Below are 23,588 nucleotides of genomic sequence, written 5' to 3' on the forward strand. Positions count from 1 at the left end.
ATTGGAAGTGGGGGGTGATAAGGCGAGAGCACCAACGCGTGGCGTGGATCTACCGGGCCCTGCGAGCAGGGCGTCGCCCATCCTGAACGATCATCCAGGAGATCTGTGTGCCAAGCACGCTGGAAACCGTTTTGAAGACCGTAGGCTTCATTGCCCTTGCGGCACTTCCGTTGTTGACCATTTGGTTCATCCAGCGGCGGAGGACGCTGAGAGCCCGTTCTGCGTTGGGATCAGGGCTGCGTTTGAGTCCGCCTCGTCGGATTTCCGGCACGTCCATGACCTTGGTGATGGTGGATGGCAAAGAGGATCGCGAGCACTACTTCTTTGATACAGAATCCTTCTACCTGCGGCGGGGCCCGGTGCCCACGGCGGTTCCGCTCTCGCAGATCACCTCAGTCACACGAACGTCCGACGTCATCTATGCGCGCTATGTCTGGCAGGTGTGCTTCAGCAGGGTATCGGGTAGAAAGTGCGTGACGTTCACCAATAACCTGTCGCTGTTCAACCGCGACTTTCTGCTCTTCCTGGAGGCGGTGCGGAAGGCCAATCCGCTCGCGACCGTTGATCGAGCGAGCGTTATCTTCTAATCGTGGGCCGACATCGGTCGTTCCATTCAAAAGGGTTGGCCCGTGGAGCTACACTGCTGGCCTACCCCCGATGGATGCTCGCCCATGTTCTCTGGAAAGGTTGCGGTGGTCACCGGCTCCACCAGCGGTATCGGTCTTGGCATTGCCACGGCACTGGCGCGGCAGGGCGCGGACATCGTGTTGAATGGCTTTGGCGATGCGGCAGAGATCGAGCGCCTCCGTACCGGCCTGGAGGCTGAGTTCGGCGTACGGGTAGCACACGATGGCGCCGATCTGTCGCGGGGCGAGGCAGTGCGCGAGATGATCGACCGCGCCATCGCGACGATGGGGCGCATCGATATCCTGGTGAACAACGCGGGTATCCAGCACACCGCATCGATCGAGGAATTTCCGGTCGACAGGTGGGATGCGATCCTGGCGCTGAACCTGTCGGCGGTGTTCCATGCCACTGCGGCGGCCTTGCCGCACATGAAGCAGCAGGGCGCTGGCCGCATCATCAACATTGCGTCGGTGCACGGGCTGGTCGGCTCGGTGAACAAATCGGCCTATGTGGCGGCCAAGCATGGCGTGGTGGGGTTCACCAAGGTGACCGCGCTTGAGAATGCGGGCACCGGCATCACCGCAAACGCGATCTGCCCAGGCTGGGTGCGAACGGCGCTGGTCGAGCAGCAGATCACCGCGTTGGCCGAGCGCGAGGGCACGGATCAGGAGTCCGCCGCGCGCGCGCTGCTGGCCGAGAAGCAGCCGTCGTTGCAGTTCGTGACGCCCGAGCAGCTGGGCGAGATGGTGGTGTTCCTGGCCTCGGACGCCGCAGCGCAGATCACCGGCACGGCACTGCCCATGGATGGGGGCTGGACGGCGCGCTAGCTGGCCGACACGGGAAGACGTGCCAGCAGGGCATCCCAGTCGGACACGAAGCAGCCGTTGTGGCCGCGGTTGCATTCGGTGATCCACGCGTCCAGTGATTCGCTTTGTGCGCGGTAAGCGCTGACATCGCCCAGCACGGCGAAACGCAGGCGGTAGTTCACCAGCATCTGCAGCCATTGCCCGGCCATGCCGGAGCGAAGCTCGAAGAAGTCTGCCGAAAGGCGCTGCACCGGCACGGCAATCCACTCGGCCTGGTACCCAAGGGCATCGCCGACCAGATCGCGCAGGCCGTTGGCATCGAGTGCGGGGCCCTGCGGCGCGATGCGCAGGAGGCGGGTGGTGCCGATGTGTTCAATGGAATCATTCATGCTGGAGGTTCTGCAGTTGACGCAGCCGGGCGAGGATGTCTTCGCGCAGGCCGGGGATGTAGTGATAGGCGTCTGCGAGCAGGGTGACGTCCGCCGTCGGGACGAGCCGTTTCATGCGTTCGGCGGCGGCAGGGGTGTCGATGAGGGCATCACGCGCGCCCATGACAAGGGCTGCCGGCGGATGCAACGCAGCCAGGCGCTCGTCGCTGATGCGGGGAATGCGCAGCGGACGTGGCCGAACCTCGGCACGGATCAATGCCAGCAGGTCGAGCAGCGGCTGCGCACGTGCAGGTGCATGCAGTGGCGCGGGACCCATGACCGCGCGGCGCAGGCGCTCGCGTCCCCATCGGCCAAGCAGCAACAGTGGCAGCGCCTTGAGCAGGAATGCACGCTGGCGCCCGATACCCGAGGGGCTGACCAGGACCAGTGCGTTGACCCGGGCAGGCCTTCGCAGCGCGTAGTCCAGTGCCAGGAAGCCGCCGAACGACAGGCCCACGAACGCTGCGCTTTCCACGCCAAGTGCGTCGAGGACATCATCCAGCCATTGCGCATGCGCGTCGCTGTCCAGCGCAGGTTGCGTGCCTTCGCTGAGGCCCGGTTCGCCAATGATGTCGACGGCATGCACGCGGTAGTACTCGCTCCAACGTTCGGCATCGAACATCCAGCTGGCGGCATTGCTGAGGGTGCCATGCAGCAGCACCAGGGCCGGGCCGTGCTCCTGGCCGCAGCTGACCACAAATGTCGAACCGGCGCGGGTGGCGAGATGGTGCGATTCGTGTGGTACCGGCCAGTCCGAAAGCACCTGGCGATAGGCGGCAAGTACGTGCTGCGTGGGAATGCCGGGGCGCTGCCGCTTCATGCGCTGCGGTCCTGCAGCAGACGCTGCAGGCTGACCAGCAGCGCCGTGGAACCTGCCAGGCCACCGATCACGATCAGCTTGAGCACATCGTGCTCAGGCGAATAGATCGTCTCCATGTGCAGCGGCTCATCGTCGGCCTCGCGGCCGGTGACGCGCGCATGCAGGGCACGCACCAGGTCGGCGGCACGTGCCGCACCGCATCCGGGAATATCCACCACCGTGGTCAGCTGTGGGCGCGCAGCGGAGGGCTCACGCACGGTGCCGGTGAACACGTCGAGGTCTTCAGCGGTGATGCGATAGGACTTGCCGATGCGGGTCGCGCGCAGTTGGCCGCTACGGATATGCCGCAGGACGGTTTTGGGGTGCAGGCTGAGCTGCTGGGCAGCCTGATCGACGGTTAGCAACGCGGGGGACATAACGGAACTCGAGAACCATGTGCTCCCTATTGTTCCATGAAATGCAATGTGGGGGAGCGATTGGGGATTGTGCGGCGACGGCGACAGCGGGCCATCTGCCCGGTGCCGCTCGCGCGGGCCAACCCTCCCGACGGCTACGCTGGCTTGGCGAACACATCAAGCCCCTTGCCCGTCTCCAGCAGCGACTTAAGGCTCGACAGCACGATCGGCCAGCCCTGGCGGATGCCGGTATCCATGCCACTGCCGGGTTCCAGCTCGTCGTGGGTAACGGTCAGCCGCACCATGTCCTGGTAGAGCACGATCTCGAAGGTGACCCGGCTGTAGGCTGCGGGATTGTCGGCCTGCGAGGCGGCGGCCCAGGTGATGACCAGGCGCGAGGGCGGGGTGCTTTCCACCACTTCGCCGACCAGTTCGACCGAGCGCGTTTCGTTGGCACGCACATGCTGCCAGCGCGAACCGGGTTTCCAGTTCGAGACGTTTTCGTGGCCCCAGTAGCGGCTGGCGATCTCGGGCCTGGTGATGGCCTCGAACACCTTCTGCGGCGTGGAGGCGATGTAGATCACGTGGATGAAGCGGGTGGACTCTGCGGACATCGTCATTCTCCTTCCAGTTCTCGTTTCAGGTCATGCAGCAGGCTCAAGCGCTGCTGCTCGAACTTGCGTACCCAGCGCTCGTAGACTTCATGCAGCGGCACCGGGTTGATGAAGTGCAGCTTCTCGCGGCCTTGGCGCACGGTGCTGATCAGGTTCGCGTCTTCCAGCAGGCCCAGGTGCTGGGTGACCGATTGCCGGGCCATGTCCAGGTGCTCGCAGAGCTGGCCCAAGGTCTGGCCGTTGTTTTCGCAGAGCAGGTCCAGCAGCGTTCTGCGCGTGGGGTCGGCCAGGGCCTTGAACACCTTGTCTGCATTCATGCGGGGCGTCTTCAGTTCCAGTTGTCGATCCTGACGTCGTGCGGGTTGGGCTGGCCCTTGCCGGTTTCCAGCAGGGCTTTGAGGCTCAACAGGAACACCGCCCACTTGGTGCTGCAGTGGGAGGTGAACTCGACGCGTTCTTTCCAGCCTTCGTGGGTGAACAGCACGATGCAGTAGTCGCCTTCCTGTTTCAGTGCGAAACGCGCATGCGTGCCGATCCATTCGGCGGGACCGGCCAGGAACTTCCAGAGCACCAGCTCGCCGGGAATGAGCTGTTCCAGCAGCATTTCCATGGCGCCGATCTCTTGGCCGTTGTGGGTGAAACGGACCTTCACCGTGCCGCCGACGTTCCGGTCGCCGTGGGTGTCTTCAGCCCACCAGGCGGCGACGCCTTCGGGGGTGGCCAGGGCTTGATACACCAGGCTTGCAGGGGCCTTGATGCCGACCCGGTGTGCGATATCCACCATTGCAGGTTCCTCGCGTGGGCGGGCAGGCGCCGCCGTCGAGTGGACTATATGCAGGTAAATGCCTGCATGTCAAATCCGGCCCACGGACGTCCGGCCCTGGTAGTGCCGGCCGCTGGCCGGCATCCTCGGTGCAGCCGATTGATGCGTTGAAAGGAGTACGTGCATGACTGAAGCTGGAAAGGACACCGTGACCATCCGCCGCGCCAGCGTGGCCGATGCCCCTGCGGTGCTGAGGCTCTTCGACGAGGTGATCGAATGGTTCGTGTCGATCGGTAATCTGCAGCAGTGGGGCAGCGAGCCGTGGTCGACGGTGCCGCGTCGAATCACCCAGGTGACTGATGCCTGCGCGCTGCCCGGCGCGTGGGTGGCGCAGAACGCACTGGGTGAGGTGCGTGCGTTCCTGGCGCTGGGTGAGGCGATGCCCTATGTACCGGCGCCCGATGGGCCAGAGCTGTACGTACGCGTGCTGGTGGCTTCGCGCGATAGCCGCGTGCGCGGCGTCGGCCGCCGCTTGATGGCGTTTGCCGATGAGCAGGCGCGCGCTGCCGGACTCGACCATCTGCGCGTGGACTGCTACGGCGGTGGCAATGGGGATCTGGTGCGCTTCTATGAGTCCTGTGGCTACACACGCATCGCACCGTTCAACGTGGACGGTTGGCCTGGCATGCTGCTGGGCCGGCAGCTCTGACGCGGCTGCGTCATTCGGTCGCAGCGTGTGTGCAGGAAACGGTACATCGGTTCGGCGCTAGAGTAGGGCCATGACCTGCACGGGATGGCTGTGTCATCCCGCTGCGGGTTCCTGATGACCCCCTCCAGGAAGGAGCAGCGCATGTACTACAGCAGTGGCAACTACGAAGCCTTCGCGCGCCCGCGCAAGCCGGCCGGTGTCGATGGCAAGAGCGCCTGGTTTGTCGGTTCGGGCCTGGCCTCGCTGGCGGGAGCCGCGTTCCTGGTGCGCGATGGGCGCATGGCCGGTGAACGCATCACCATCCTTGAACAGCAGCAGATTGCCGGCGGCGCGCTGGATGGCCTGAAGGTACCGGAAAAGGGTTTCGTGATCCGTGGTGGCCGCGAGATGGAGAACCATTTCGAGTGCCTGTGGGACCTGTTCCGCTCGATCCCCTCGCTGGAGATCGATGACGCCAGCGTGCTGGACGAGTTCTACTGGTTGAACAAGGACGACCCGAACTATTCATTGCAGCGCGCCACCATCAATCGCGGCGAGGATGCGCACACCGATGGCCTGTTTACGCTGACCGAGCAGGCGCAGAAGGACATCATCGCGCTGTTCCTGGCCACCCGGCAGGAGATGGAGAACAAGCGCATCAACGAAGTGCTGGGCCGCGACTTCCTGGACAGCAATTTCTGGCTGTACTGGCGCACCATGTTCGCGTTCGAGGAATGGCATTCGGCGCTGGAGATGAAGCTGTACCTGCACCGCTTCATCCACCACATCGGCGGGCTGCCGGACTTCTCCGCACTGAAGTTCACCAAGTACAACCAGTATGAATCGTTGGTGCTGCCGCTGGTGAAGTGGCTGCAGGACCATGGTGTGGTGTTTCAGTACGGCACCGAAGTGACCGACGTCGACTTCGATCTGCAGCCGGGCCGCAAGCAGGCCACGCGCATCCACTGGATGCGTGATGGTGTAGCCGGTGGCGTGGATCTGGGCGCGGACGATCTTCTGTTCATGACCATCGGCTCGCTGACTGAGAACTCGGACAACGGCGACCACCACACTGCGGCACGCTTGAACGAAGGCCCGGCGCCGGCCTGGGACCTGTGGCGACGCATTGCCGCGAAGGATGCGGCGTTCGGGCGCCCGGACGTGTTCGGCGCACACATTCCGGAAACCAAGTGGGAATCGGCGACGGTGACCACGCTGGATGCGCGCATTCCGGCCTACATCCAGAAGATCGCCAAGCGCGATCCCTTCAGCGGCAAGGTGGTGACCGGCGGCATCGTCAGCGTGCGCGACTCGCGCTGGCTGATGAGCTGGACGGTGAACCGGCAGCCACATTTCAAGAACCAGCCCAAGGACCAGATCGTGGTCTGGGTGTATTCGCTGTTCGTGGATACGCCCGGCGACTACGTGAACAAGCCGATGCAGGACTGCACCGGCGAGGAGATCACCCGCGAGTGGCTGTACCACCTGGGCGTGCCGGTGGACGAGATCGACGAGCTGGCCGCGACCGGTGCGAAGACGGTACCGGTGATGATGCCGTACATCACCGCGTTCTTCATGCCGCGCCAGGCCGGTGATCGCCCTGACGTGGTGCCGGAGGGGGCGGTGAACTTCGCCTTCATCGGCCAGTTCGCCGAATCGAAGCAGCGTGACTGCATTTTCACCACCGAGTATTCGGTGCGTACGCCGATGGAAGCGGTGTACACGTTGCTGGATATCGAACGCGGCGTGCCGGAGGTGTTCAATTCCACCTACGACGTGCGCTCGCTGCTGGCCGCCGCCGGTCGTCTGCGCGATGGCAAGGAACTGGATATTCCCGGGCCTGCGTTCCTGCGCAACCTGCTGATGAACAAGCTGGACAAGACCCAGATCGGTGGCCTGCTGCGCGAGTTCAAGCTGGTGCAGGAGGACTGACGGGAGTGGGTAGCGCCGGGCCATGCCCGGCGAGTGCAGCAGCGGGGAGTTGACAGCGTATCAACCTACTAGTAGGTTTGTGGCATGAAAGAGTCGCTCTCGCCCAAGGCCCAGGAGATCCTGGCCCACGCCCGTTCGCTGCTGGAGGCCGGTGGCTACAACGGCTTCAGCTACGCCGACGTGTCGGCACGAGTGAACATCAGCAAGGCCAGCATCCACCACCATTTCCCCAGCAAGGCGGATCTGGTGCGCACGGTGGTTGAGCTGTACCGGGCCGAGGCGCGTGAGGGCCTGGCGCTGCTGGACCGGCAGCTGGGCGACCCGCTGCAGGAGCTCAACGCCTATGTGGACTACTGGTCCAGCTGTATCGCCGGTGGCACGTCTTCGTTCTGCATCTGCGCGATGCTGGCGGCAGAGGCACCGATGATCCCTGCGGAGATTGCCGAAGAAGTACGCGGGCATTTCGAGGATCTGAGCGGGTGGCTGACGGTGACGCTGGAGAAGGGCGCCGCGCAGGGCCAGTTGCGCCTGCAGGGCTCGGCGGCGGACGAGGCGAAGGCCTTCATGTCGTCGGTACATGGCGCGATGCTGGCCGCGCGCGGTTTCGGCGATGCGGCGACGTTCGCGGCACTGGCGCGGTTGGCCATTGCGCGGGTGAGCGCGACTGCCTGACATGACTGTGGTGGGGCCCGCGGCGACGCGGGTCATTTTTTGAATCACGCACCTACCTACTAGTAGGTTTATTTAACTCTGGAGATGTTCCATGTCGCACTCTCTGTCCACGCTGGGCGTGTTCCATACCGTTGTCAGCCTGATCCCGGTCCTCAGCGGCCTGTATGCCTTCATTCGCCATCGCGCAATCGACCCTGCAACACGCTCGGGCAAGCTGTACCTGGCGGGACTGGTGCTGTCTGTCGCTACCTCATTCACCGTCTCCAGCACGGGCGGGATCAACCCGGGCCACGCATTCGGGGTGATCGTGCTGCTGGTGGCATTCGGCGGCGTGCTGGCCGCGCGGCTGCGCTGGCTGGGGCGCGCAGCGCGTTACCTGTCGACCTTCGCGCTGTCGTTCAGTTTCCTGTTGTCGCTGGTGCCCGGCGTCAATGAAACGCTGACCCGCTTGCCGGCGGCGCATCCGATTGCTGCGGCGCCGATGGCCCCGGTGGTGCTGCAGACGCTGCTGGGATTGGCTGTGGTGTTTGTGATGGGCTTTGCCGCGCAGTGCTGGCGGATCCATCGGCGCACCACCACGTTGTAAGCGATGCAGGCCCGCAGCACGAAGTACCGCGGAATCAGCAGCCCACCAGCCGATCTGCGCCAATACCGCCACGATGCTGGCTGCGATACTCGGTAGGGCTCGCATCGACCTGACCCCGGAAGTGCCGACGGAACGATTCCTGTGAACCAAAGCCGGCCTGCTCGGCGACCCACTGCAGCGGCCGGTCGGTGGTTTCCAGCAGTTCGCGCGCGAAGGCCACGCGCTCGCGGATCAGCCAGTCGATCGGCGACAGGCCGGTGGCTTCCAGGAACTGCCGCTGCAGCGTGCGCTGGCTGAGTGCAGCCTGCTCGGCGAGACTGCCAAGGGAATGTGGCTCGCGCAGGTTGCGGCGCATCCATTCCATCAGCTTTGCCAAGCGCGTGGGCTCGCCATGGGGAATGGCCCGGCTGACGCGCTGGCTGCGGCCGGCGTCGCGCCACGGCGCCAGCACCAGCCGCTCGGCCACCAGGTTGGCTACACGCGCGCCGTAGTCCTTGCGCACCATGTGCAGCATCATGTCCATGCCGGTGGCCGAGCCGGCCGAGGTGATGATGCTGCCGGTATCCACATACAGCGCATCTTCGCGCACATCGATGCGTGGGAACTCACGTGCGAGCGCTTCGGTGAGGCGCCAATGGGTGGTGGCCTGGCGACCGTCGAGCAGCCCGGCCCAGGCCAGCACGAACGCACCGGAGCAGATCGAGGCGATGCGCGCGCCGCGTGCGTGGGCACGGTTGAGCGCATCGAGCAGTGCCTGCGGCGGGCGTTCGCTGGGTTCGCGCCAACCGGGGATGACGATGATGTCGGCGTCATCAACCGTGCTGAGATCGCAGGGCAGCTGCACCTGCGCATTGCCGAGCATGCGCAGTGCGCCGGGCTCGCCTGCGCATAGCTGGGTGCGGTACCAGGCCACGCCGAGCTCGGGTCTTATCGGCGCGAACAGGCCCACCGCACAGCCGAATTCGAACAGCCCCTGGCCGTGGCAGGCGACGATGGCAACGAGCGGCGCGGCGGGATCGGCGGGTGGGCTGGGCATGGCTTGATGCTACGGGTGCAGATGCATGGCGCTGAGTGGTGCGCGGGCATGAGGTGATGCCAGCCAGGCATATGGAGCGGTCGCTCCCCTCTTGTAGAGCCGAGCCCACGCCCGGCTCAAAATTGGCAGAAGTGGATGCATCTGACGCCGTCGCGAAGAGCAGCCGAGCGTGGGCTCGGCTCTACAGACAGCAGTGCACCGGCAATGCCGCCTAACCTCATTACCAGCGGTCATGTGGGTGGCCGGATATGACGGTTGGGTGACGTGATCCCGCCTGTCGCGCCAGGTGAACAGGCCCTTGAATGGAAGCGTGTTTCCGGCCCCCCCCACGAGCCCCCATGCCTGCCGCCCACGCCCCTGTCCTGAGCACTCTCGCTGTTCTGATCACTGCTATCCTCGCCGCGTCGCCCACCCATGCGGCGGAAGCCGATGCCGATCCTGCCGCCACCGCCGCGACAGCCAACGTGGCAGCGTCCACGCTGGATGCAGTGGTAGTGACCGGTTCGCGCACCAGCACGCGCACGGTGAAGAACAGCTCCACGCCCATCGATGTGATCTCCTCCGAGGACCTTGCCGCGACCGGGCAGGGCAATCTGTTGGAAGCGTTGCAGCGCAGCCTGCCGTCGCTGAGCCAGATCGGCGGCTACCAGAGCGACCAGGAAAGCCTGATCCGCGGCTACCAGCTGCGCAACCTGTCGCCGGGCTACACGCTGGTGCTGGTGAACGGCAAGCGTCGCAATGCCAGCGCCTATGTGAGCGGTGCCAACGGCGGCGGCTTCCCCGGCCATGCCTGGGCCGATCTGGCGCTGATTCCGGTCTCGGCCATCGACCATGTGGAAGTGCTGCGCGACGGTGCATCGGCCATCTATGGTTCGGACGCGATCACCGGTGTGGTCAACGTGATCCTGAAGTCGCAGGCCCACGGTGGTGAATTTGCCGTGGAGAGCGGGCAGAGCATCGATGGCGATGGCTCGCGCACCAGCGTGCGCGCCAACGTCGGCCTGCCGTGGGGCCAGGATGGCTTCGTCAATCTGTCCGGCGAGACCACCCGCCAGCATCATGCGATCCGCACCCGCCGCTACATCGATGGCTATCTGAGCTACCCGGCGGTGGATGGCAGCGGCAATCTGGTGGCGTTGCGGCCGAACAATCGATTGCCAGCGGGTGCTGCGCCGAACCCGGCTGAGGCCAACCGCGATGCCGAGGCCAACACCATCCTCAGCTCGCCGTCGTATGCGCTGAAGGCCTTCGCGGTGAACGTAGGCCATGGCCTGGGCGAAAGTGCGCAGTTCTACGCCAATGCCACAGCCAGTGATCGCACCGCGCAGGCAATCCAGAACTTCCGACTGCCGGCGACCATCTTCACCACCTACAAGGCACCCGGCGTGCTGAGCGTGTTCCCGGATGGCTTCCTGCCGGTACTGGAAACCAAGGAGAAGCAGTACACCGGCACCGCGGGCGTGAAAGGCCAGATCGCGGGCTGGGACTACGACGCCAGCCTGACCGGCAACCGCAGCACGGTGCGTACCTACACCCGTAATTCGGTGAACTATTCGCTGCCGTACCCGGGATCGCCCACCGATTTCTATGACGGCAAGCTGGACTACCAGCAGGGTATCGCCAACCTCGATCTGCGCCGTGGCTTCGAGGTGGCGGCATTCGCCTCGCCGCTGGAAGTGAGCGCAGGCGCCGAATACCAGCATGAACAGTATGAACGCGGGGCCGGGCAGTGGGAGTCGTATACCGGCTTTGGTGCTGCGGCGTTCGTCGGCTATTCGACTGCCGATGCGGTGAAGGCTACCCGCAACAGCAAGGCGGTGTACGTCGGTGCGGCCACCAACATCACCTCGCGCTGGTATCTGGATGCGGCCGCGCGCTGGGAAGATCACTCCGACTTCGGCAGTGTCTCCACCGGCCGCCTGACCACGCGCTTCGACGTCACCGACGCGCTGGGCGTGCGCGCGACGGTCAGCAACGGTTTCCATGCACCCAGCCTGGGCGCGCAGTTCTACCAGGCCACGGGCAGCTGCCCCTGCGGCACCACGCTGGTGGCGCAGGTGTCTTCGCCGGCGGCGATCGCACTGGGTGCCACGCCGCTGAAGCCCGAGAAAGCCACCAACTACAGCCTGGGCGTGACCTGGGACCCGAGCCCGGCGTTCCATCTGGCCGTGGATGCGTACCAGATCGATATCCGTGGCCAGCTCGGGCAGTCCAGCCAGATCGGCTACAACGCACAGGATCCGGCGCGCATCACCGACAACAGCGGCACGGTGCTGAGCGCAGCGCAGAAGAACACCATCGATGCGCTGCTGGGGTCGGCCGGCATCAGCATCCTGCCGGGTGATGCGTTCTACGCGAGCTACTTCACCAACGTGGGCAACACCCGCACACGCGGTGTCGAGCTGACCCTGGAGGCGAACCAGGAAACCACGTGGGGCAAGCTGCGCTGGAGCTACGCGGCCAACGTGGGTCGCACCACCATCCAGAAGGTCAGCGACATTCCGGCGGCGCTGCAGGGGCTGCCGAACATCAACCTGCTGACCAAGAGCAGCGAGTACGCGCTGCGCTTCCGTACGCCGAGCTACACGCAGGTGGCCGGGCTGGGGTGGCAGAACGGGCGCTGGCGCTCGAACCTGGACTTCACCTATTACGGCCCGATCAAGCGCCTGAACAACGGCGTGGAGTACAAGCAGCCGCCCGTGCTGGTGACCAATCTCTCCGGTGCCGTGGAACTGGGTGCGGGCTGGAGTGCGGCGCTGGGCATCAACAATGTGTTCGACAAGCGCACCCGCAAGGTGCCCGAGTACGCGCGCAGTGCCACCGATGTGGCGAGCATCGAGACGACGTGGGATTCGGGCGACGTGCTGAGCCGCATCGGGGCGTTCTGGTACGGGCGGATCAATTACCGGTTCTGATCTGGAGCAGTCGAGCATGGCTCGGCTCCACAAAGGCGAAAGCAGCCGAGCATGGCTCGGCTGTACACAAGGCGAAAGGCGGCCGGCGGTAGTTCGGCATCATCGAGGAGCAGTTCATGTCTTCTGCATTGAGGGTGGTTGCAGTGGTGGGGTCGCCGACCAGTTCGGCGACGTCGCGCACGTTGCTGCTGGTGCGGCATCTGCTGGCGTCGCTGCAGCAGCGGGTGCATGCCAGTGTGGATCTGGTGGAGCTGGCACCGATCGCGCGTTCGCTGGGGCAGTCGTTGTCGCGCGACGAAGTGGAGCCCGCCGTGGAGCAGGCGCTGCAGACGATCGAGGCGGCCGGGCTGCTGGTGGTGGCTGCGCCGGTCTATCGGGGATCGTATCCGGGACTGTTCAAGCACCTGGTCGACTTCATCGGGCTGGAAGCGCTGGTGGATACGCCGGTATTGCTGGCAGCGACCGGCGGCAGCGAGCGCCATGCGCTGGTGATCGACCACCAGCTGCGGCCATTGTTCAGCTTCCTGCAGGCGCACACGCTGCCGATCGGGGTGTATGCCACGCCTGCCGACTTCGATGGCGAGCACATCAACAGTGCCGCTTTGCAGGCGCGGATCGCGCTGGCGACCGAGCGTGCGGCCGGGCATCTGGCTACGCAGGCGCTGGCGGTAGCGGCGCCGCTGCGACGCATCGCCTGACGGCATAACCGGCGGCGCTTTGCTTATGGCCAAGGCGCATCTGCGTGGCCGGATCTGACCGCCGATTGTCGTCTGGCATCGCCGTGCCGACGGCCGTCATCTCTAGCATCGATATCGAAGCGGCATCGCATTGCCGCCCCCCGATGAGGACGACCCCGTGAGTCTGGACGCAACCGACAAGCCCATCCTGTTCCTGCTCGACCGTGAGTTCGAGGACGGACAGATTCCCGGCCAGCGCTTCTTCTGTCGGCACAGCCTGCTGCTGGAAGGGGCGCTGTCGAGCATCGACGGCCTGGACGCGCAGCTGGACGTGCGCCGCATCGGCTTCGCGCGGCCGCGCCGCGAGGTGATCGCCGAGATCGGCGAGCAGGACCAGTCGCTGCCGAAGCTGGTGCTGCCGCAGGGCGTGCACAGCGAGCTGGCCAGTGGTGCGCACCAGAACCGCCAGTACATCTCCGGCGCCGAGCCGATCCTGGCCGCGCTGAACGGGTTGCTCGGCATCCCCGTGGCCCATCCCTGAGCGAGGACGCGACGATGAGCTATCAGATCAGCGTGTTGGACAAGAGCCCGGTGGCCGAGGGCGCCTCGCCGGAACAGGCGCTGCGCAACAGCCTGCAGTTGGCCCAGCGCGCCGAACAGCTGGGTTATCACCGTTACTGGTTTGCCGAGCACCATGCCGCGCCGACGTTGGCGAGTCCCGCACCGGAGGTGCTTGCGGCGTGGGTGCTGGCGCAGACCCGGCGCATCCGTATCGGCAGCGGCGGGGTGATGCTGCGCCACTACGCGCCGTACAAGGTGGCGGAGAACTTCAACCTGCTGGCAGCGTTGGCGCCAGGGCGCGTGGATCTGGGCGTGGGCAAGGCGCCGGGCGGCCTGCCAGCGTCGACTGCCGCGCTGGCGGCCGGGCGCCCGGCGTTCGCCGACTTCGACCAGCAACTGCGCGACCTTGAGGGCTATCTGTCCGGCGCCGAAGCCGATGTGCTGGCGCGGCCGATTCCGCAGCAGGCGCCGGAGCGCTTCCTGCTCGGTGCCAGCCCGCAGAGTGCGAAGCAGGCGGCCGAGCTGGGCTGGCGCTTCGTCTACGCCGCGCACTTCGATGGTGATCCGAAGCACATCGAGGCCGCATTCGACGCCTACCGCAGCGTCTCCTCGCAGCCCCCGCTGCTGGCCACGGTGGCCTTCGCCGCACCTACGGCCGAAGCGGCTGCGCGGCATATCGGTGCGCTACGCGTCTACAAGCTGCACCTTGGTCCCGGGCAGGCGGTGAACCTGCCCAGCCCCGAGGCGGCTGCCGAGTACGCACGCCAGGTGGGCGTGGCGGACTTCCGCATCGAGGAAACGCGCCCCAGCGTGCTGTCCGGCGATGCGCAGCATGTGCGTGACGAATTGGACGCGTTGCACCGGCGCTTCGGCGTGGGTGAGTTCATTCTCGATGCGCCGGTGGCCGACCTCGACGCACGCCTGACATCCCTTGAACTGCTGTCGCCCGCGCCGCGCGCGGCGGTGGCCTGACCTGCAGGAGCGATTCCCATGAGCACCACCCCGCGCCACATTCCGTTCGGCATCATGCTGCAGGGCCCCGGCAGCCACATGCATGCCTGGAAGCATCCGTCCAATCCGGCCGATGCCAGCGTCAACCTGCAGTTCTACATCGACATTGCGCGCACCGCCGAGGACAACGGCATTGCCTTCGGTTTCGTGGCCGATGGCCTGTACATCAACGAGAAGTCGATCCCGCACTTCCTCAACCGCTTCGAGCCGATCTCGCTGCTGTCGGCGCTGGCCACGGCAACGAACAAGATCGGCCTGGCGGGCACGCTGTCGACGTCCTACAGCGATCCGTTCACGGTGGCACGGCAGTTCGCTTCACTGGATCTGCTCAGTGGCGGCCGCGCCGGTTGGAACGTGGTGACGTCGCCGTTGGAAGGTTCGGGCCGCAACTATGGCCGGCCGCACCCGGAGCACGCGCTGCGCTACCAGATCGCCGATGAGTACCTGGACGTCGTGCAGGGGCTGTGGGATTCGTGGGATGACGACGCCTTCGTGCGTGAGCGCGACAGCGGCACCTTCTTCGCACCGGAGAAATTCCGCCGCCTCGACCACAAGGGCCGCTTCTTCCAGGTGGAAGGCCCGCTCAACATCCAGCGTTCGCCGCAGGGACAGCCGGTAATCTTTCAGGCCGGTTCGTCTGACGACGGCATCGCGCTGGCCGGCAAGTACGCCGATGCGGTGTTCACCCATTCGCCGTCGCTGGAAGAAACCCGTGCATTCACCCAGAAGGTGAAGAACTCGGCGATCGCGCACGGCCGCAGCGGCAATGACGTGAAGATCTTTCCGGGCATCGGCCCCATCGTCGGCCGCACCGCCGAGGAAGCCGAAGCCAAGTATCAGGCGATTGCCGCACTGGCCACGCTGGAGGATGCACTGGCGTACCTGGGGCGCTTCTTCGATCACCACGATTTCAGCCAGTACGATCCGGATGCACCGTTCCCGGAGCTGGGTGACATCGGCAGCAACTCGTTCCGTTCCACCACCGACCGCATCAAGCAGGATGCGCGTGAGAAGGGCCTGAGCCTGCGCCAGGTGGCACTGGAAGCAGTGAGCCCACGGCCGAACTTCATCGGCACACCGGAGCATGTGGCCGATGAGCTGATCCGCTGGTTCGATGCCGGTGCCAGCGATGGCTTCATTCTCGGCTTCGCCGCGCAGCGCGAGGGCCTGGACGATTTCGTGACCCAGGTGCTGCCGATCCTGCAGGCGCGCGGCTACCACCAGCGCGAGCTGGAAGGACAGACCCTGCGCGAGCATCTGGGTCTGCCGTACAAGGCCAGCCGCTATTCGACCGACGCCGAGCCGGCACGGAAGGCGGGATAAGGCGATGAGCGGAGAAACCGCGGTAGCGCCGGGCCACGCCCGGCGGACTTCCCCAACCAGTGGCATATTGCCCGAGATCGCAGCACGCGCCGAGGCCGCCATCGCGATCCGCCACGATCTGCATCGGCACCCGGAGCTGGCCTTCGAGGAGCACCGCACCAGCGCCCGCGTGGCCGAGTTGCTGCAGCAGTGGGGTTATGAGGTGACCACCGGGCTCGGCGGCACCGGTGTGGTCGGCACGCTGCAGCGCGGGCAGGGCAGCCGTCGTCTCGGCCTGCGCGCCGACATCGATGCACTGCCGATCCATGAGGACTCCGGCCTGGCCTACGCCAGCCAGACCGAGGGGCTGATGCATGCCTGCGGCCACGATGGGCATACCGCCATCCTGCTGTCCGCTGCACACTACCTGGCCCACCACGGGCGCATCGACGGCACCCTGCAGCTGGTGTTCCAGCCTGCTGAGGAGACGGGTTCGGGCGCGTCGAAGATGATTGCAGATGGCTTGTTCGAGCGTTTCCCGGTGGATGCGATCTATGGGCTGCACAACTGGCCGGGCGTGCCGGTGGGCCACTTCGGTTTCGTCGATGGCCCGGCGATGGCGTCGGTGGATTGGGCACGGCTGAAGGTGATCGGCAAGGGCGGCCACGGCGCCGAGCCACAGGGCAGCGTCGATCCGATCCTGGTGGCGGCGCACATCATCACCGCGCTGCAGAGCGTGGTGTCGCGCAATGTCGATCCGCGGCAGATGGGCGTGGTCACCGTCGGTTCGATCCACGGCGGGCAGGCCGCCAATGTGATTCCAGACGTGGTCGAGCTGAAGCTGACCGTCCGCGCCTACCTGCCGGAAGTGCGCGACACCCTGCGGCGCCGGGTCACCGAGATTGCCGAACACACCGCCGCCGCGTTCGGTGCGCGCGCCGAGATCGAGTTCCCGCGCGGCTTCCCCAGTGTGATCAACCATCCGCAGCAGACCGCCTACATCCGCGAGGTGGCCGTGCAGGGCTTCGGCGCCGCACAGGTGGTGCCCGAATTCGCGCCGCGCACGGCCAGCGAGGATTTCGCCTTCCTGCTGCAGGCACGACCGGGCAGCTTCGTGTTCGTCGGGAACGGCGAGAGCGCGCCGCTGCACAGCCCGCGCTACGTGTTCAACGATGCCGCCATTGCCCCCGCCGCCAGCCTGTGGGCGCGACTGGCCGAAGACTATCTGGTGAAGGATGCGACATGAGCAGCAACGAACGCTTCCTCTATACCTCGGTGGATGATCCGCTGGCGCGGCCCCTGTTCGACGGTCTTGAACAGGAGTACGACAGCCGCTACGCCGACGTGCGCCGACGCATCGGTGGCAGCGCTCGCGAGGAGCTGCAGCGATACCCGGCGCAGGCCTTTGCTGCCCCGGTAGGTGCCTTCGTGCTGCTGCTGCGCGACGGGGTGGCGATTTCCGGCGGTGCGTTCATGCCGCACCGCGATCCGGATACCGCCGAGTTCAAGCGCATCTGGACGCTGCCCGGACTGCGCCGCCAGGGCATCGCGCGACGCGTGCTGCAGGAGCTGGAAGACCAGGCGGCACGGCAAGGGTACCGACGAGTGTTCCTGACCACCGGCTTCCGTCAGCCTGAAGCCGTTGGCCTGTACCTCAGTCATGGCTACACCGCGCTGTTCGATCTGGAGGCCGACCCGGAAACGGTTGCGCATCTGCCGTTCGAGAAGCACCTGCGGGCGACGACGCCTGTCGTTACCGCTGCACAGGCACTGCTGCACGGAGCCCACGCATGAGCACACCGTCGACCGCGCTGGAGGGCATCGCCGCTCGTCCGGCGCCCGGACAGGCACTGAAGATCGTGCCGGCCCGGCATCCGCTGCAGGTCTTCGGCACGGTGCTGGCACTGGCGCTGATCCTGATCGGGCTGCAGTCCGTGCTGGGCAATCCGCGCTGGGGTTGGGGCACCTTCGCCGAGTGGTTCTTCGCACGCCCGGTGCTGGAAGGCCTGGGTCGCACGCTGCTGCTGACCGCGCTTGGCACCGGCCTCGGTTTCGCGCTGGGTACGCTGCTCGCGCTGGCACGCGTCTCCGGTTCGCCGCTGCTGTCGGCGGTGTCGTGGGGCTATGTGTGGTTGTTCCGTTCGATCCCGTTGCTGGTGCTGTTGCTGCTGTTGAACAACCTGGGCTATCTGTACAGCACCATCGAACTGGGCGTGCCGTTCACCGGCATCAGCCTGTTCTCGTACCCGACCACGCAGCTGATCGGTGTGTTCACCGCCGCGGTGCTGGGCCTGACCCTGAACCAGGCCGCGTTCTCGGCCGAGGTGATCCGCGGTGGCATCCTCTCGGTCGACCACGGCCAGTACGAGGCCGCGGCCGCGCTCGGCCTGCCGCGCGGTCGCCAGGTGCGGCGCATCATCCTGCCCCAGGCGATGCGCTCGATCCTGCCGGCCGCGTTCAACGATGTGATCGGCCTGGCCAAGAGCACCTCGGTGGTCTACGTGCTGGCGCTGCCGGAGCTGTTCTACACCGTGCAGGTGATCTATCGGCGCAACCTGGAAGTGGTGCCGCTGCTGATGGTGGCCACGGTCTGGTACCTGGTGATCCTGACCGTGTTGTCGCTGCTGCAGCGGCGCGTGGAACAGCGCTTCGCGCGCGGCCAGCTGCAGCGCGAGCGCTCGGTGTCGCGGGTGTCGTCACCGGTGCGGACATCCAGTGATGCTGCGCCGCGCGTGGCCAACCGGCCGCGCATCGCCACCCAGGTGGAAGCGGGCGAGGGTGCGGCGGTATCGCTGCATGGCGTGGGCAAGGTGTTCGGCGATCAGCCGGTGCTGGAAGACGTGAACCTGGACCTGCGCGCCGGCAGCGTGACGGTGCTGATCGGCCCGTCCGGTGCCGGGAAATCCACGCTGCTGCGGTTGATCAACCACCTGGAACGCGCGGACAGTGGTTACGTGACTGTTGGCGGCCAGCTGATCGGTTACCGCCGCGAGGGTGACACGTTGTACGAACTTTCCGAGCGCGAGATCCGCCGCCGTCGTTCCGAGGTGGGCATGGTGTTCCAGGGCTTCAACCTGTTCCCGCATCTGACCGCGCTGGAGAACATCATCGAGGCACCGATCGCGGTACGTGGTGTATCGCGCGCGCAGGCCGAGCAGCAGGCGCGCACACTGCTGGAGCGGGTCGGCCTGGCCGACAAGGCCGATGCCTTCCCCCGCCAGCTGTCCGGTGGCCAGCAGCAGCGCATCGCGATCGCCCGCGCACTGGCGCTGCAACCGAAGGTGCTGCTGTTCGATGAACCGACCTCGGCACTGGACCCGGAACTGGTGGCGGAGGTACTCAGCGTGATCGAGGAACTGGCCCGTTCCGGCACCACACTGGTGATCGTCACCCATGAGCTGAGTTTCGCCCGCCGCGTGGCCGACCACGTGGTGATGATGGACCAGGGGCGGGTGATCGAGCAGGGCACGCCCGAGGCGTTGTTCGAGCGCCCGCGCCAGCAACGCACCGCCGATTTCCTGACCAAGACCCTATAGCCCTGGAAGGAACACCATGAGCCCTGCAGCACCGCGTCGCCCCTCGCGCAGCACCCTGTTGATCGTAGGCGTGCTGGTCATCGGCATCGCCGGCATCGTCTATTCGCGCGTACGCCAGGCCCCGGAGGCTGCGGCGGTGGCTGCGACCAGCCTGGCCGGAGCGAACACGGCCGTGCTGAAGGGTACGTTTGACCCGAAGGCTCAGGCGTTGATCCCGGCCGACTATCGCTTCGTCACCCCCGGCACATTCACCGTTGCCACTCATCCGGGGCAGCTGCCGCTGGCCGACTATGGTGCCGACAGCAAGGACGTGGTCGGCATCGAGCCGGACATCGCGCGGCTGATCGCCGATGGGCTGGGCCTGAAGCTGGTGATCGTGCCGGTGGCATGGGCCGATTGGCCACTCGGGCTGGAGTCGGGCAAGTACGATGCAGTGCTGTCGAACGTGACGGTCACCGAGGAGCGCAAGAAGAAGTTCGATTTCTCCAGCTATCGTTACGACCTGCTGGGCATCTACACGCGCACTGATGGGCCGATACAGAAGATCGAAAAGCCCGCCGACGTCGCCGGGCTGAAGGTGGTGGTGGGCGCCAGCACCAACCAGGACCAGATCCTGCGCCAGTGGGACCAGCAGAACATCGCTGCCGGCCTGAAGCCGGTGGAGTACCAGTACTTCGACGACGCGGTGGTCGGCCGCTTGGCGGTGATCACCGGCCGCGCCGATGTCTCGTTCGAGCCCAATGCCACCGGCGCTTATTCGGCACGCGATGGCAAGGTGCGGCGTGTTGGCCTGTTCCCAGGGGGATGGCCGAACGCTGCGGCGATTTCGGTGACCACGCGCAAGGGCAGCGGCCTGGCCGACGCGGTGACGCAGGCGCTGAATACCCAGATAGGCAGCGGCACCTATGCGCAGGCGCTGAAGCGATGGAATGTGGCCGAGGAAGCGGTGCCGCAGTCGCAGACCAATCCGCCGGGGTTGCCGACGCTGTGACGCCAGGCGAGCCCCAGCGCTGGCCACGCGAATATCGCCTTCCGCGAAAACTCGGGTTTTGAGAAAATCCTGATTGGAGTCGGCTTCTGCAGATACTTAGGAGCATGTTCAGAGGATGAACTCCCTTCTTAAGTGCTTGTGAACAACCGGTGTTTCGTAAGATCCTAGGACTCCAGCAAGGAGGGGTTCCAATGGACGATGTTCACCGCCTGTATGAAGACGAAGCTGTTCCTATAGCCGGAGGAACAGTTGCGTGCATGAAGGCGCCAAGCGACGAGCAGGTCATCTTCGTTCCCACAGATGAGGTCGGAACGCCAGGACAACTAAGTGACCATGTAATGGGCTTGCTTGGTTCGCAGAGACGTCTCCGTCCCAAGGCTACGTTCCTGTTGAAGGGCTATGCCATTCTACGTCACGAACAACGGATCATCTGTTTCGTCGTAACCATCAAAGGAGGGCATAAGCCTGCAGATCTGCTTTCGAAGAACCTTGAGAAGGCACTGTCTAGTGCGGAGATTCGCTCCGCATCTTCTGTTTGGCTTCCTCTGCTGGGCACTGGAGATGCAGGGCTTTCCCTCATCGAGAGCTTTGATATCTCGATGGTTGCCCTCAAGGAAGCTGGACGTCTACTCGACGGTGGCTTGACCAGCATCATCGCCCTGCCTAGGCCAGGTCAGGCCGATGATGACGATCTCAGGGCGTTGCTGGCCCATGTGAGGGCTGGAAGAACAGGTCGCGCAGACCGTTGGGGGGCGGGTGCCACCGCGTCCGAGGTGCTTTCGCTATCGTTCTTCCTCGGTAGGAAGATTGGTCAGGTGGAACTGACAACGGAGTTGATCCTGTTTGGCTTGATGCACGCAGGGTCTTCCCCTGGGGCTATGCGAACGAGTGATCGTTTCGCATGCGCATTCAATACCGCCATTCTGGGTTTGAGTGGTTCGCGCCACATGGATGGATGGAATTCTCTTTTTGGTGATACTGGCGTGGTCGGGGTTTTTGCCGATGGGCGTCAGTTTGAATCGGCTACTAGGCGCGCCTCACTGATTCTTGCAGCAGCTCTGGAGCGAGCGAAGGGTTACGGCCGAGACTTGTTCTCGGTTGAGGATCTTGTCTTCTCCTTGCTTGAGGGAGAGGGGCAGTATCGAATTTACCTGAAACGGATGCAGGTGGGGTTGAATGATCTGTCGGATGCTTTCAGTGAAATAGTGTCCGGTCACGTGAAGATGCGCCTATGCAACGATTCGGCGTCCAGTGAGGATCTGCTCGGCTACTCTGTTTACGCGTCCGCGATAGCAGGCTTTGTTTTGCATGCGGAGACTCCAGTTCCCCTCAGTGTGAGCATCCAGGCGCCCTGGGGTGCGGGGAAATCTTCCCTGATGAAGATGATCCGTGACCAGCTTGATCCGGAAGATAAGCGAAAAGCGGCGGGTTATGCGGCTTCGATTGGCCTAACTTTGCGCGATGTCCTGAAAATTCTCAAGAAGAGAATGGATGGCGCGAAGGGTAGTGTGGATGATTCGAAGCCTGTTTATCTGACCTCGTTTGGCCTCGCTTTGAGCGATGTCATGAAAATTCTCAAGAAGAGAATGGGGGGCATGAAAGAGAGTGTGGATGATTCGAATTCTGGTGAGGCAAAAGGAATCTCCACTGTTTGGTTCAATGCATGGAAGTATGAATCAAGCGAGCAGCTTTGGGCAGGGATGGTTGACGCGATCATTAGTCAGTTGGCGGCTCGAATGCCATTGGCCGAGCGGGAGGCATTCTATCTGAGGCTCCATATTTCCAGAATGGATGCTGGCGTCATCAGGAGAAAGGTGTACAACCGCCTGTTGGAGTCGGCATTGTCAGTGATGGTCTGGCTGATTCCCCTGGCGATCATTGCATCGATTCTTCTGATGATTGGTCAGAGTGTCCTTGCTTCGATGCTCTTGAATATGCTGGGCGGGGCAGGGCTTGTAACCGGCGCAGTTGCTGCTTGCAGGTGGTTCTGGAAGAGGAAGGAATCTGCCAAATTTTCTCTGGCTCCCTATCTCAGTATTCCTGACTATTCGCGCTCACTCGGATCTATTCATCTAATGGATGAAGACCTTGAGCGGGTAATGAGATCTGCACAAGCCGCTCAAGGGCAAAGTGGAAAAGTCGTCGTTTTTATTGATGATCTTGACAGGTGCTCGCCATCAAAGGTGTCCTCGGTTGTTGAGGGGATCAGCATGTTGCTGGCGAGTGACTCCTATCGCTGTGTCTTTGTTGTAGGCATGGATCCGCAAGTGGTTGCTGCATCCCTTGATTGTGCGCATAAGGAAATACGTGACTGTCTACCAAGCTATGAGCGTCGCGTTCCGCTTGGATGGAGGTTCATGGACAAATTCGTGCAGCTACCATTTACGATTCCTCCGCAAGCAAACACAGATAGGTATATTTCGTCGCTCTCGGGTGTGGTTGTTCTTCCTGACGAGGATGAGCAATCCGATGCTGGTGCGGGGAAAACTCGTCCCGCTGCAGAGTCGTTGGAATCGAGGGCTGGCGAGGCGAAGGTTGATGGTTCCATTTCCTTGAAGGGAGTTTCCGTTCAGGCCTCGGAGTCCCCGGCTATAGCAGCGTCCGTTCCCACTCTGGATAGCAAGGATGTGGGGAGGATAATGAGGGGTGTCGTGGAGTTCGGCGTGGTCAATCCACGGGAGATTAAGCGGATGGCAAATATGGCCAGATTGTATCTCGCGCTTAGAAATGAGAGGCGCAAGCTTGATCACTTCTGGGTCGCACCTTCTTTGGAGAGCTATGCAATCTGGATCGTGATGGCAATTCGCTGGCCAGACTTTGTGCGGTGGCTGCAGTGGGGCGGGAGCCATGACGCGAGCGTGGCGGGGAACGCGGAGGAGTCGTCGATTGTGTCGAATAGAATTGCAGACATCGAGAAGATTTCCAGAGAGTCTGACGATTTCGCCAACTGGCATGGCACTGTCGCTGCTCTACTGGATCCCGCTGTTTCTGTGAAAGCCTCTGAGGACGTCGTGGGCTCCGCAAGGATAGATGTCGGAGGGATGGACTGGAGATCTGATCCTGCCTTCTTCCACTTCATGAAAAGGTGCATTCGGCCGCAGCGATTGGATTCCATGTCCAAGTCCTTGAAGAATGGCTTCTGGTGAGTTGGACAGGGCGGCGTCCTCTAAAGGTTTATTAACGGACTTCTCGTAGATGTAGTCCCTTCGTAGGATGTGTACATTGGGT

The 23,588-nt window shown here is 64.2% G+C and carries 23 protein-coding genes; 16 read left to right on the forward strand and 7 right to left on the reverse strand.

The window, feature by feature from the left end; genetic code table 11:
• The first annotated feature begins 107 nt into the window (after nucleotides 1-107).
• A complete protein-coding gene (locus ACTJJM_RS04895) occupies nucleotides 108-587 on the forward strand; it encodes a hypothetical protein (protein WP_235650408.1) in 480 nt (159 codons plus the stop codon).
• An 84-nt stretch (nucleotides 588-671) separates the two neighbouring features.
• Complete coding sequence (locus ACTJJM_RS04900; RefSeq protein WP_049410900.1) at nucleotides 672-1,454, forward strand: 3-hydroxybutyrate dehydrogenase; 783 nt, start codon at nucleotides 672-674, stop codon at nucleotides 1,452-1,454.
• Here ACTJJM_RS04900 and ACTJJM_RS04905 read toward each other — a convergent pair.
• From ACTJJM_RS04905 to ACTJJM_RS04930, 6 genes are all read right to left on the reverse strand, one after another.
• The gene (locus ACTJJM_RS04905) at nucleotides 1,451-1,822 is read right to left on the reverse strand and encodes a DUF4180 domain-containing protein (protein ID WP_049410897.1); all 372 of its coding nucleotides are present in this window, start codon (nucleotides 1,820-1,822) and stop codon (nucleotides 1,451-1,453) included. The genes ACTJJM_RS04900 and ACTJJM_RS04905 overlap by 4 nt on opposite strands.
• A complete protein-coding gene (locus ACTJJM_RS04910; protein WP_440865196.1) occupies nucleotides 1,815-2,681 on the reverse strand; it encodes an alpha/beta fold hydrolase in 867 nt (288 codons plus the stop codon). The genes ACTJJM_RS04905 and ACTJJM_RS04910 overlap by 8 nt, the downstream gene beginning before the upstream one ends.
• Complete coding sequence (locus tag ACTJJM_RS04915) at nucleotides 2,678-3,097, reverse strand: helix-turn-helix domain-containing protein (protein WP_440865197.1); 420 nt, start codon at nucleotides 3,095-3,097, stop codon at nucleotides 2,678-2,680. Before ACTJJM_RS04915 ends, ACTJJM_RS04910 begins: the two co-directional genes overlap by 4 nt.
• A 134-nt stretch (nucleotides 3,098-3,231) precedes the next feature.
• Nucleotides 3,232-3,690: an SRPBCC family protein gene (locus ACTJJM_RS04920; protein WP_440865198.1), complete on the reverse strand. Its 459-nt coding sequence runs from the start codon at nucleotides 3,688-3,690 to the stop codon at nucleotides 3,232-3,234.
• A gap of 2 nt (nucleotides 3,691-3,692) precedes the next feature.
• Entirely contained in the window at nucleotides 3,693-4,007 is a 315-nt protein-coding gene (locus tag ACTJJM_RS04925; protein ID WP_241875090.1) for an ArsR/SmtB family transcription factor, read from the reverse strand.
• An 11-nt stretch (nucleotides 4,008-4,018) separates the two neighbouring features.
• Nucleotides 4,019-4,474 carry an SRPBCC family protein gene (locus ACTJJM_RS04930; protein WP_329764023.1) on the reverse strand — a complete coding sequence of 152 codons (456 nt, stop codon included), beginning with the start codon at nucleotides 4,472-4,474 and terminating at the stop codon, nucleotides 4,019-4,021.
• A gap of 163 nt (nucleotides 4,475-4,637) precedes the next feature.
• On the opposite strand from ACTJJM_RS04930, the gene ACTJJM_RS04935 reads away from it, so the two are divergent.
• The 4 genes from ACTJJM_RS04935 (at nucleotide 4,638) to ACTJJM_RS04950 (ending at nucleotide 8,331) form a co-directional block, all read left to right on the forward strand.
• Entirely contained in the window at nucleotides 4,638-5,162 is a 525-nt protein-coding gene (locus ACTJJM_RS04935) for a GNAT family N-acetyltransferase (RefSeq protein WP_440865199.1), read from the forward strand.
• A 141-nt stretch (nucleotides 5,163-5,303) separates the two neighbouring features.
• Entirely contained in the window at nucleotides 5,304-7,073 is a 1,770-nt protein-coding gene (locus tag ACTJJM_RS04940) for an oleate hydratase (RefSeq protein ID WP_057502642.1), read from the forward strand.
• An 84-nt stretch (nucleotides 7,074-7,157) separates the two neighbouring features.
• Nucleotides 7,158-7,745 (forward strand): TetR/AcrR family transcriptional regulator, encoded by a 588-nt coding sequence (locus ACTJJM_RS04945; RefSeq protein WP_049483175.1) that lies wholly within the window; start codon nucleotides 7,158-7,160, stop codon nucleotides 7,743-7,745.
• Between the two features lie 91 nt (nucleotides 7,746-7,836).
• A complete protein-coding gene (locus tag ACTJJM_RS04950) occupies nucleotides 7,837-8,331 on the forward strand; it encodes a hypothetical protein (RefSeq protein ID WP_049483177.1) in 495 nt (164 codons plus the stop codon).
• 34 nt (nucleotides 8,332-8,365) lie between these two features.
• Here the strand turns inward: ACTJJM_RS04950 and ftrA are convergent, their stop codons facing one another.
• Nucleotides 8,366-9,367: a transcriptional regulator FtrA gene (ftrA, locus tag ACTJJM_RS04955; RefSeq protein WP_010484649.1), complete on the reverse strand. Its 1,002-nt coding sequence runs from the start codon at nucleotides 9,365-9,367 to the stop codon at nucleotides 8,366-8,368.
• A 338-nt stretch (nucleotides 9,368-9,705) separates the two neighbouring features.
• On the opposite strand from ftrA, the gene ACTJJM_RS04960 reads away from it, so the two are divergent.
• From ACTJJM_RS04960 to ACTJJM_RS05005, 10 genes are all read left to right on the forward strand, one after another.
• Entirely contained in the window at nucleotides 9,706-12,282 is a 2,577-nt protein-coding gene (locus ACTJJM_RS04960; RefSeq protein WP_029379956.1) for a TonB-dependent receptor plug domain-containing protein, read from the forward strand.
• Between the two features lie 116 nt (nucleotides 12,283-12,398).
• Nucleotides 12,399-12,980 (forward strand): FMN reductase, encoded by a 582-nt coding sequence (gene msuE, locus ACTJJM_RS04965; protein WP_029379957.1) that lies wholly within the window; start codon nucleotides 12,399-12,401, stop codon nucleotides 12,978-12,980.
• A gap of 157 nt (nucleotides 12,981-13,137) precedes the next feature.
• Nucleotides 13,138-13,500 carry a DUF3088 family protein gene (locus tag ACTJJM_RS04970; RefSeq protein WP_010484654.1) on the forward strand — a complete coding sequence of 121 codons (363 nt, stop codon included), beginning with the start codon at nucleotides 13,138-13,140 and terminating at the stop codon, nucleotides 13,498-13,500.
• Between the two features lie 14 nt (nucleotides 13,501-13,514).
• Nucleotides 13,515-14,492 (forward strand): MsnO8 family LLM class oxidoreductase, encoded by a 978-nt coding sequence (locus ACTJJM_RS04975; protein ID WP_010484656.1) that lies wholly within the window; start codon nucleotides 13,515-13,517, stop codon nucleotides 14,490-14,492.
• 18 nt (nucleotides 14,493-14,510) lie between these two features.
• Nucleotides 14,511-15,854 carry an LLM class flavin-dependent oxidoreductase gene (locus ACTJJM_RS04980; RefSeq protein ID WP_049483186.1) on the forward strand — a complete coding sequence of 448 codons (1,344 nt, stop codon included), beginning with the start codon at nucleotides 14,511-14,513 and terminating at the stop codon, nucleotides 15,852-15,854.
• A 4-nt stretch (nucleotides 15,855-15,858) separates the two neighbouring features.
• A complete protein-coding gene (locus ACTJJM_RS04985; RefSeq protein ID WP_329837753.1) occupies nucleotides 15,859-17,079 on the forward strand; it encodes a M20 aminoacylase family protein in 1,221 nt (406 codons plus the stop codon).
• Complete coding sequence (locus ACTJJM_RS04990) at nucleotides 17,076-17,627, forward strand: GNAT family N-acetyltransferase (protein WP_440865200.1); 552 nt, start codon at nucleotides 17,076-17,078, stop codon at nucleotides 17,625-17,627. The genes ACTJJM_RS04985 and ACTJJM_RS04990 overlap by 4 nt, the downstream gene beginning before the upstream one ends.
• Complete coding sequence (locus ACTJJM_RS04995; protein WP_440865201.1) at nucleotides 17,624-19,369, forward strand: amino acid ABC transporter permease/ATP-binding protein; 1,746 nt, start codon at nucleotides 17,624-17,626, stop codon at nucleotides 19,367-19,369. Before ACTJJM_RS04990 ends, ACTJJM_RS04995 begins: the two co-directional genes overlap by 4 nt.
• Nucleotides 19,370-19,385: 16 nt before the next feature.
• Nucleotides 19,386-20,360, forward strand: a complete 975-nt coding sequence (locus ACTJJM_RS05000; RefSeq protein ID WP_440865202.1) for an ABC transporter substrate-binding protein — start codon at nucleotides 19,386-19,388, stop codon at nucleotides 20,358-20,360.
• Nucleotides 20,361-20,551: 191 nt separating this feature from the next.
• Entirely contained in the window at nucleotides 20,552-23,506 is a 2,955-nt protein-coding gene (locus tag ACTJJM_RS05005) for a KAP family P-loop NTPase fold protein (protein ID WP_440865203.1), read from the forward strand.
• Nucleotides 23,507-23,588: the final 82 nt, after the last annotated feature.

Origin of the sequence: Stenotrophomonas sp. 22692 (assembly GCF_052045015.1) — a bacterium.
Lineage (GTDB): Bacteria > Pseudomonadota > Gammaproteobacteria > Xanthomonadales > Xanthomonadaceae > Stenotrophomonas > Stenotrophomonas geniculata.

Coding starts and splice junctions, on each gene's coding strand:
- ACTJJM_RS04900 (WP_049410900.1), top strand. CDS start 672: ATGTTCTCTGGAAAGGTTGCGGTGGTCACCGGCTCCACCAGCGGTATC.
- ACTJJM_RS04905 (WP_049410897.1), bottom strand. CDS start 1,822: ATGAATGATTCCATTGAACACATCGGCACCACCCGCCTCCTGCGCATC.
- ACTJJM_RS04910 (WP_440865196.1), bottom strand. CDS start 2,681: ATGAAGCGGCAGCGCCCCGGCATTCCCACGCAGCACGTACTTGCCGCC.
- ACTJJM_RS04915 (WP_440865197.1), bottom strand. CDS start 3,097: ATGTCCCCCGCGTTGCTAACCGTCGATCAGGCTGCCCAGCAGCTCAGC.
- ACTJJM_RS04920 (WP_440865198.1), bottom strand. CDS start 3,690: ATGTCCGCAGAGTCCACCCGCTTCATCCACGTGATCTACATCGCCTCC.
- ACTJJM_RS04925 (WP_241875090.1), bottom strand. CDS start 4,007: ATGAATGCAGACAAGGTGTTCAAGGCCCTGGCCGACCCCACGCGCAGA.
- ACTJJM_RS04930 (WP_329764023.1), bottom strand. CDS start 4,474: ATGGTGGATATCGCACACCGGGTCGGCATCAAGGCCCCTGCAAGCCTG.
- ACTJJM_RS04935 (WP_440865199.1), top strand. CDS start 4,638: ATGACTGAAGCTGGAAAGGACACCGTGACCATCCGCCGCGCCAGCGTG.
- ACTJJM_RS04940 (WP_057502642.1), top strand. CDS start 5,304: ATGTACTACAGCAGTGGCAACTACGAAGCCTTCGCGCGCCCGCGCAAG.
- ACTJJM_RS04945 (WP_049483175.1), top strand. CDS start 7,158: ATGAAAGAGTCGCTCTCGCCCAAGGCCCAGGAGATCCTGGCCCACGCC.
- ACTJJM_RS04950 (WP_049483177.1), top strand. CDS start 7,837: ATGTCGCACTCTCTGTCCACGCTGGGCGTGTTCCATACCGTTGTCAGC.
- ftrA (WP_010484649.1), bottom strand. CDS start 9,367: ATGCCCAGCCCACCCGCCGATCCCGCCGCGCCGCTCGTTGCCATCGTC.
- ACTJJM_RS04960 (WP_029379956.1), top strand. CDS start 9,706: ATGCCTGCCGCCCACGCCCCTGTCCTGAGCACTCTCGCTGTTCTGATC.
- msuE (WP_029379957.1), top strand. CDS start 12,399: ATGTCTTCTGCATTGAGGGTGGTTGCAGTGGTGGGGTCGCCGACCAGT.
- ACTJJM_RS04975 (WP_010484656.1), top strand. CDS start 13,515: ATGAGCTATCAGATCAGCGTGTTGGACAAGAGCCCGGTGGCCGAGGGC.
- ACTJJM_RS04980 (WP_049483186.1), top strand. CDS start 14,511: ATGAGCACCACCCCGCGCCACATTCCGTTCGGCATCATGCTGCAGGGC.
- ACTJJM_RS04985 (WP_329837753.1), top strand. CDS start 15,859: ATGAGCGGAGAAACCGCGGTAGCGCCGGGCCACGCCCGGCGGACTTCC.
- ACTJJM_RS04990 (WP_440865200.1), top strand. CDS start 17,076: ATGAGCAGCAACGAACGCTTCCTCTATACCTCGGTGGATGATCCGCTG.
- ACTJJM_RS04995 (WP_440865201.1), top strand. CDS start 17,624: ATGAGCACACCGTCGACCGCGCTGGAGGGCATCGCCGCTCGTCCGGCG.
- ACTJJM_RS05000 (WP_440865202.1), top strand. CDS start 19,386: ATGAGCCCTGCAGCACCGCGTCGCCCCTCGCGCAGCACCCTGTTGATC.
- ACTJJM_RS05005 (WP_440865203.1), top strand. CDS start 20,552: ATGGACGATGTTCACCGCCTGTATGAAGACGAAGCTGTTCCTATAGCC.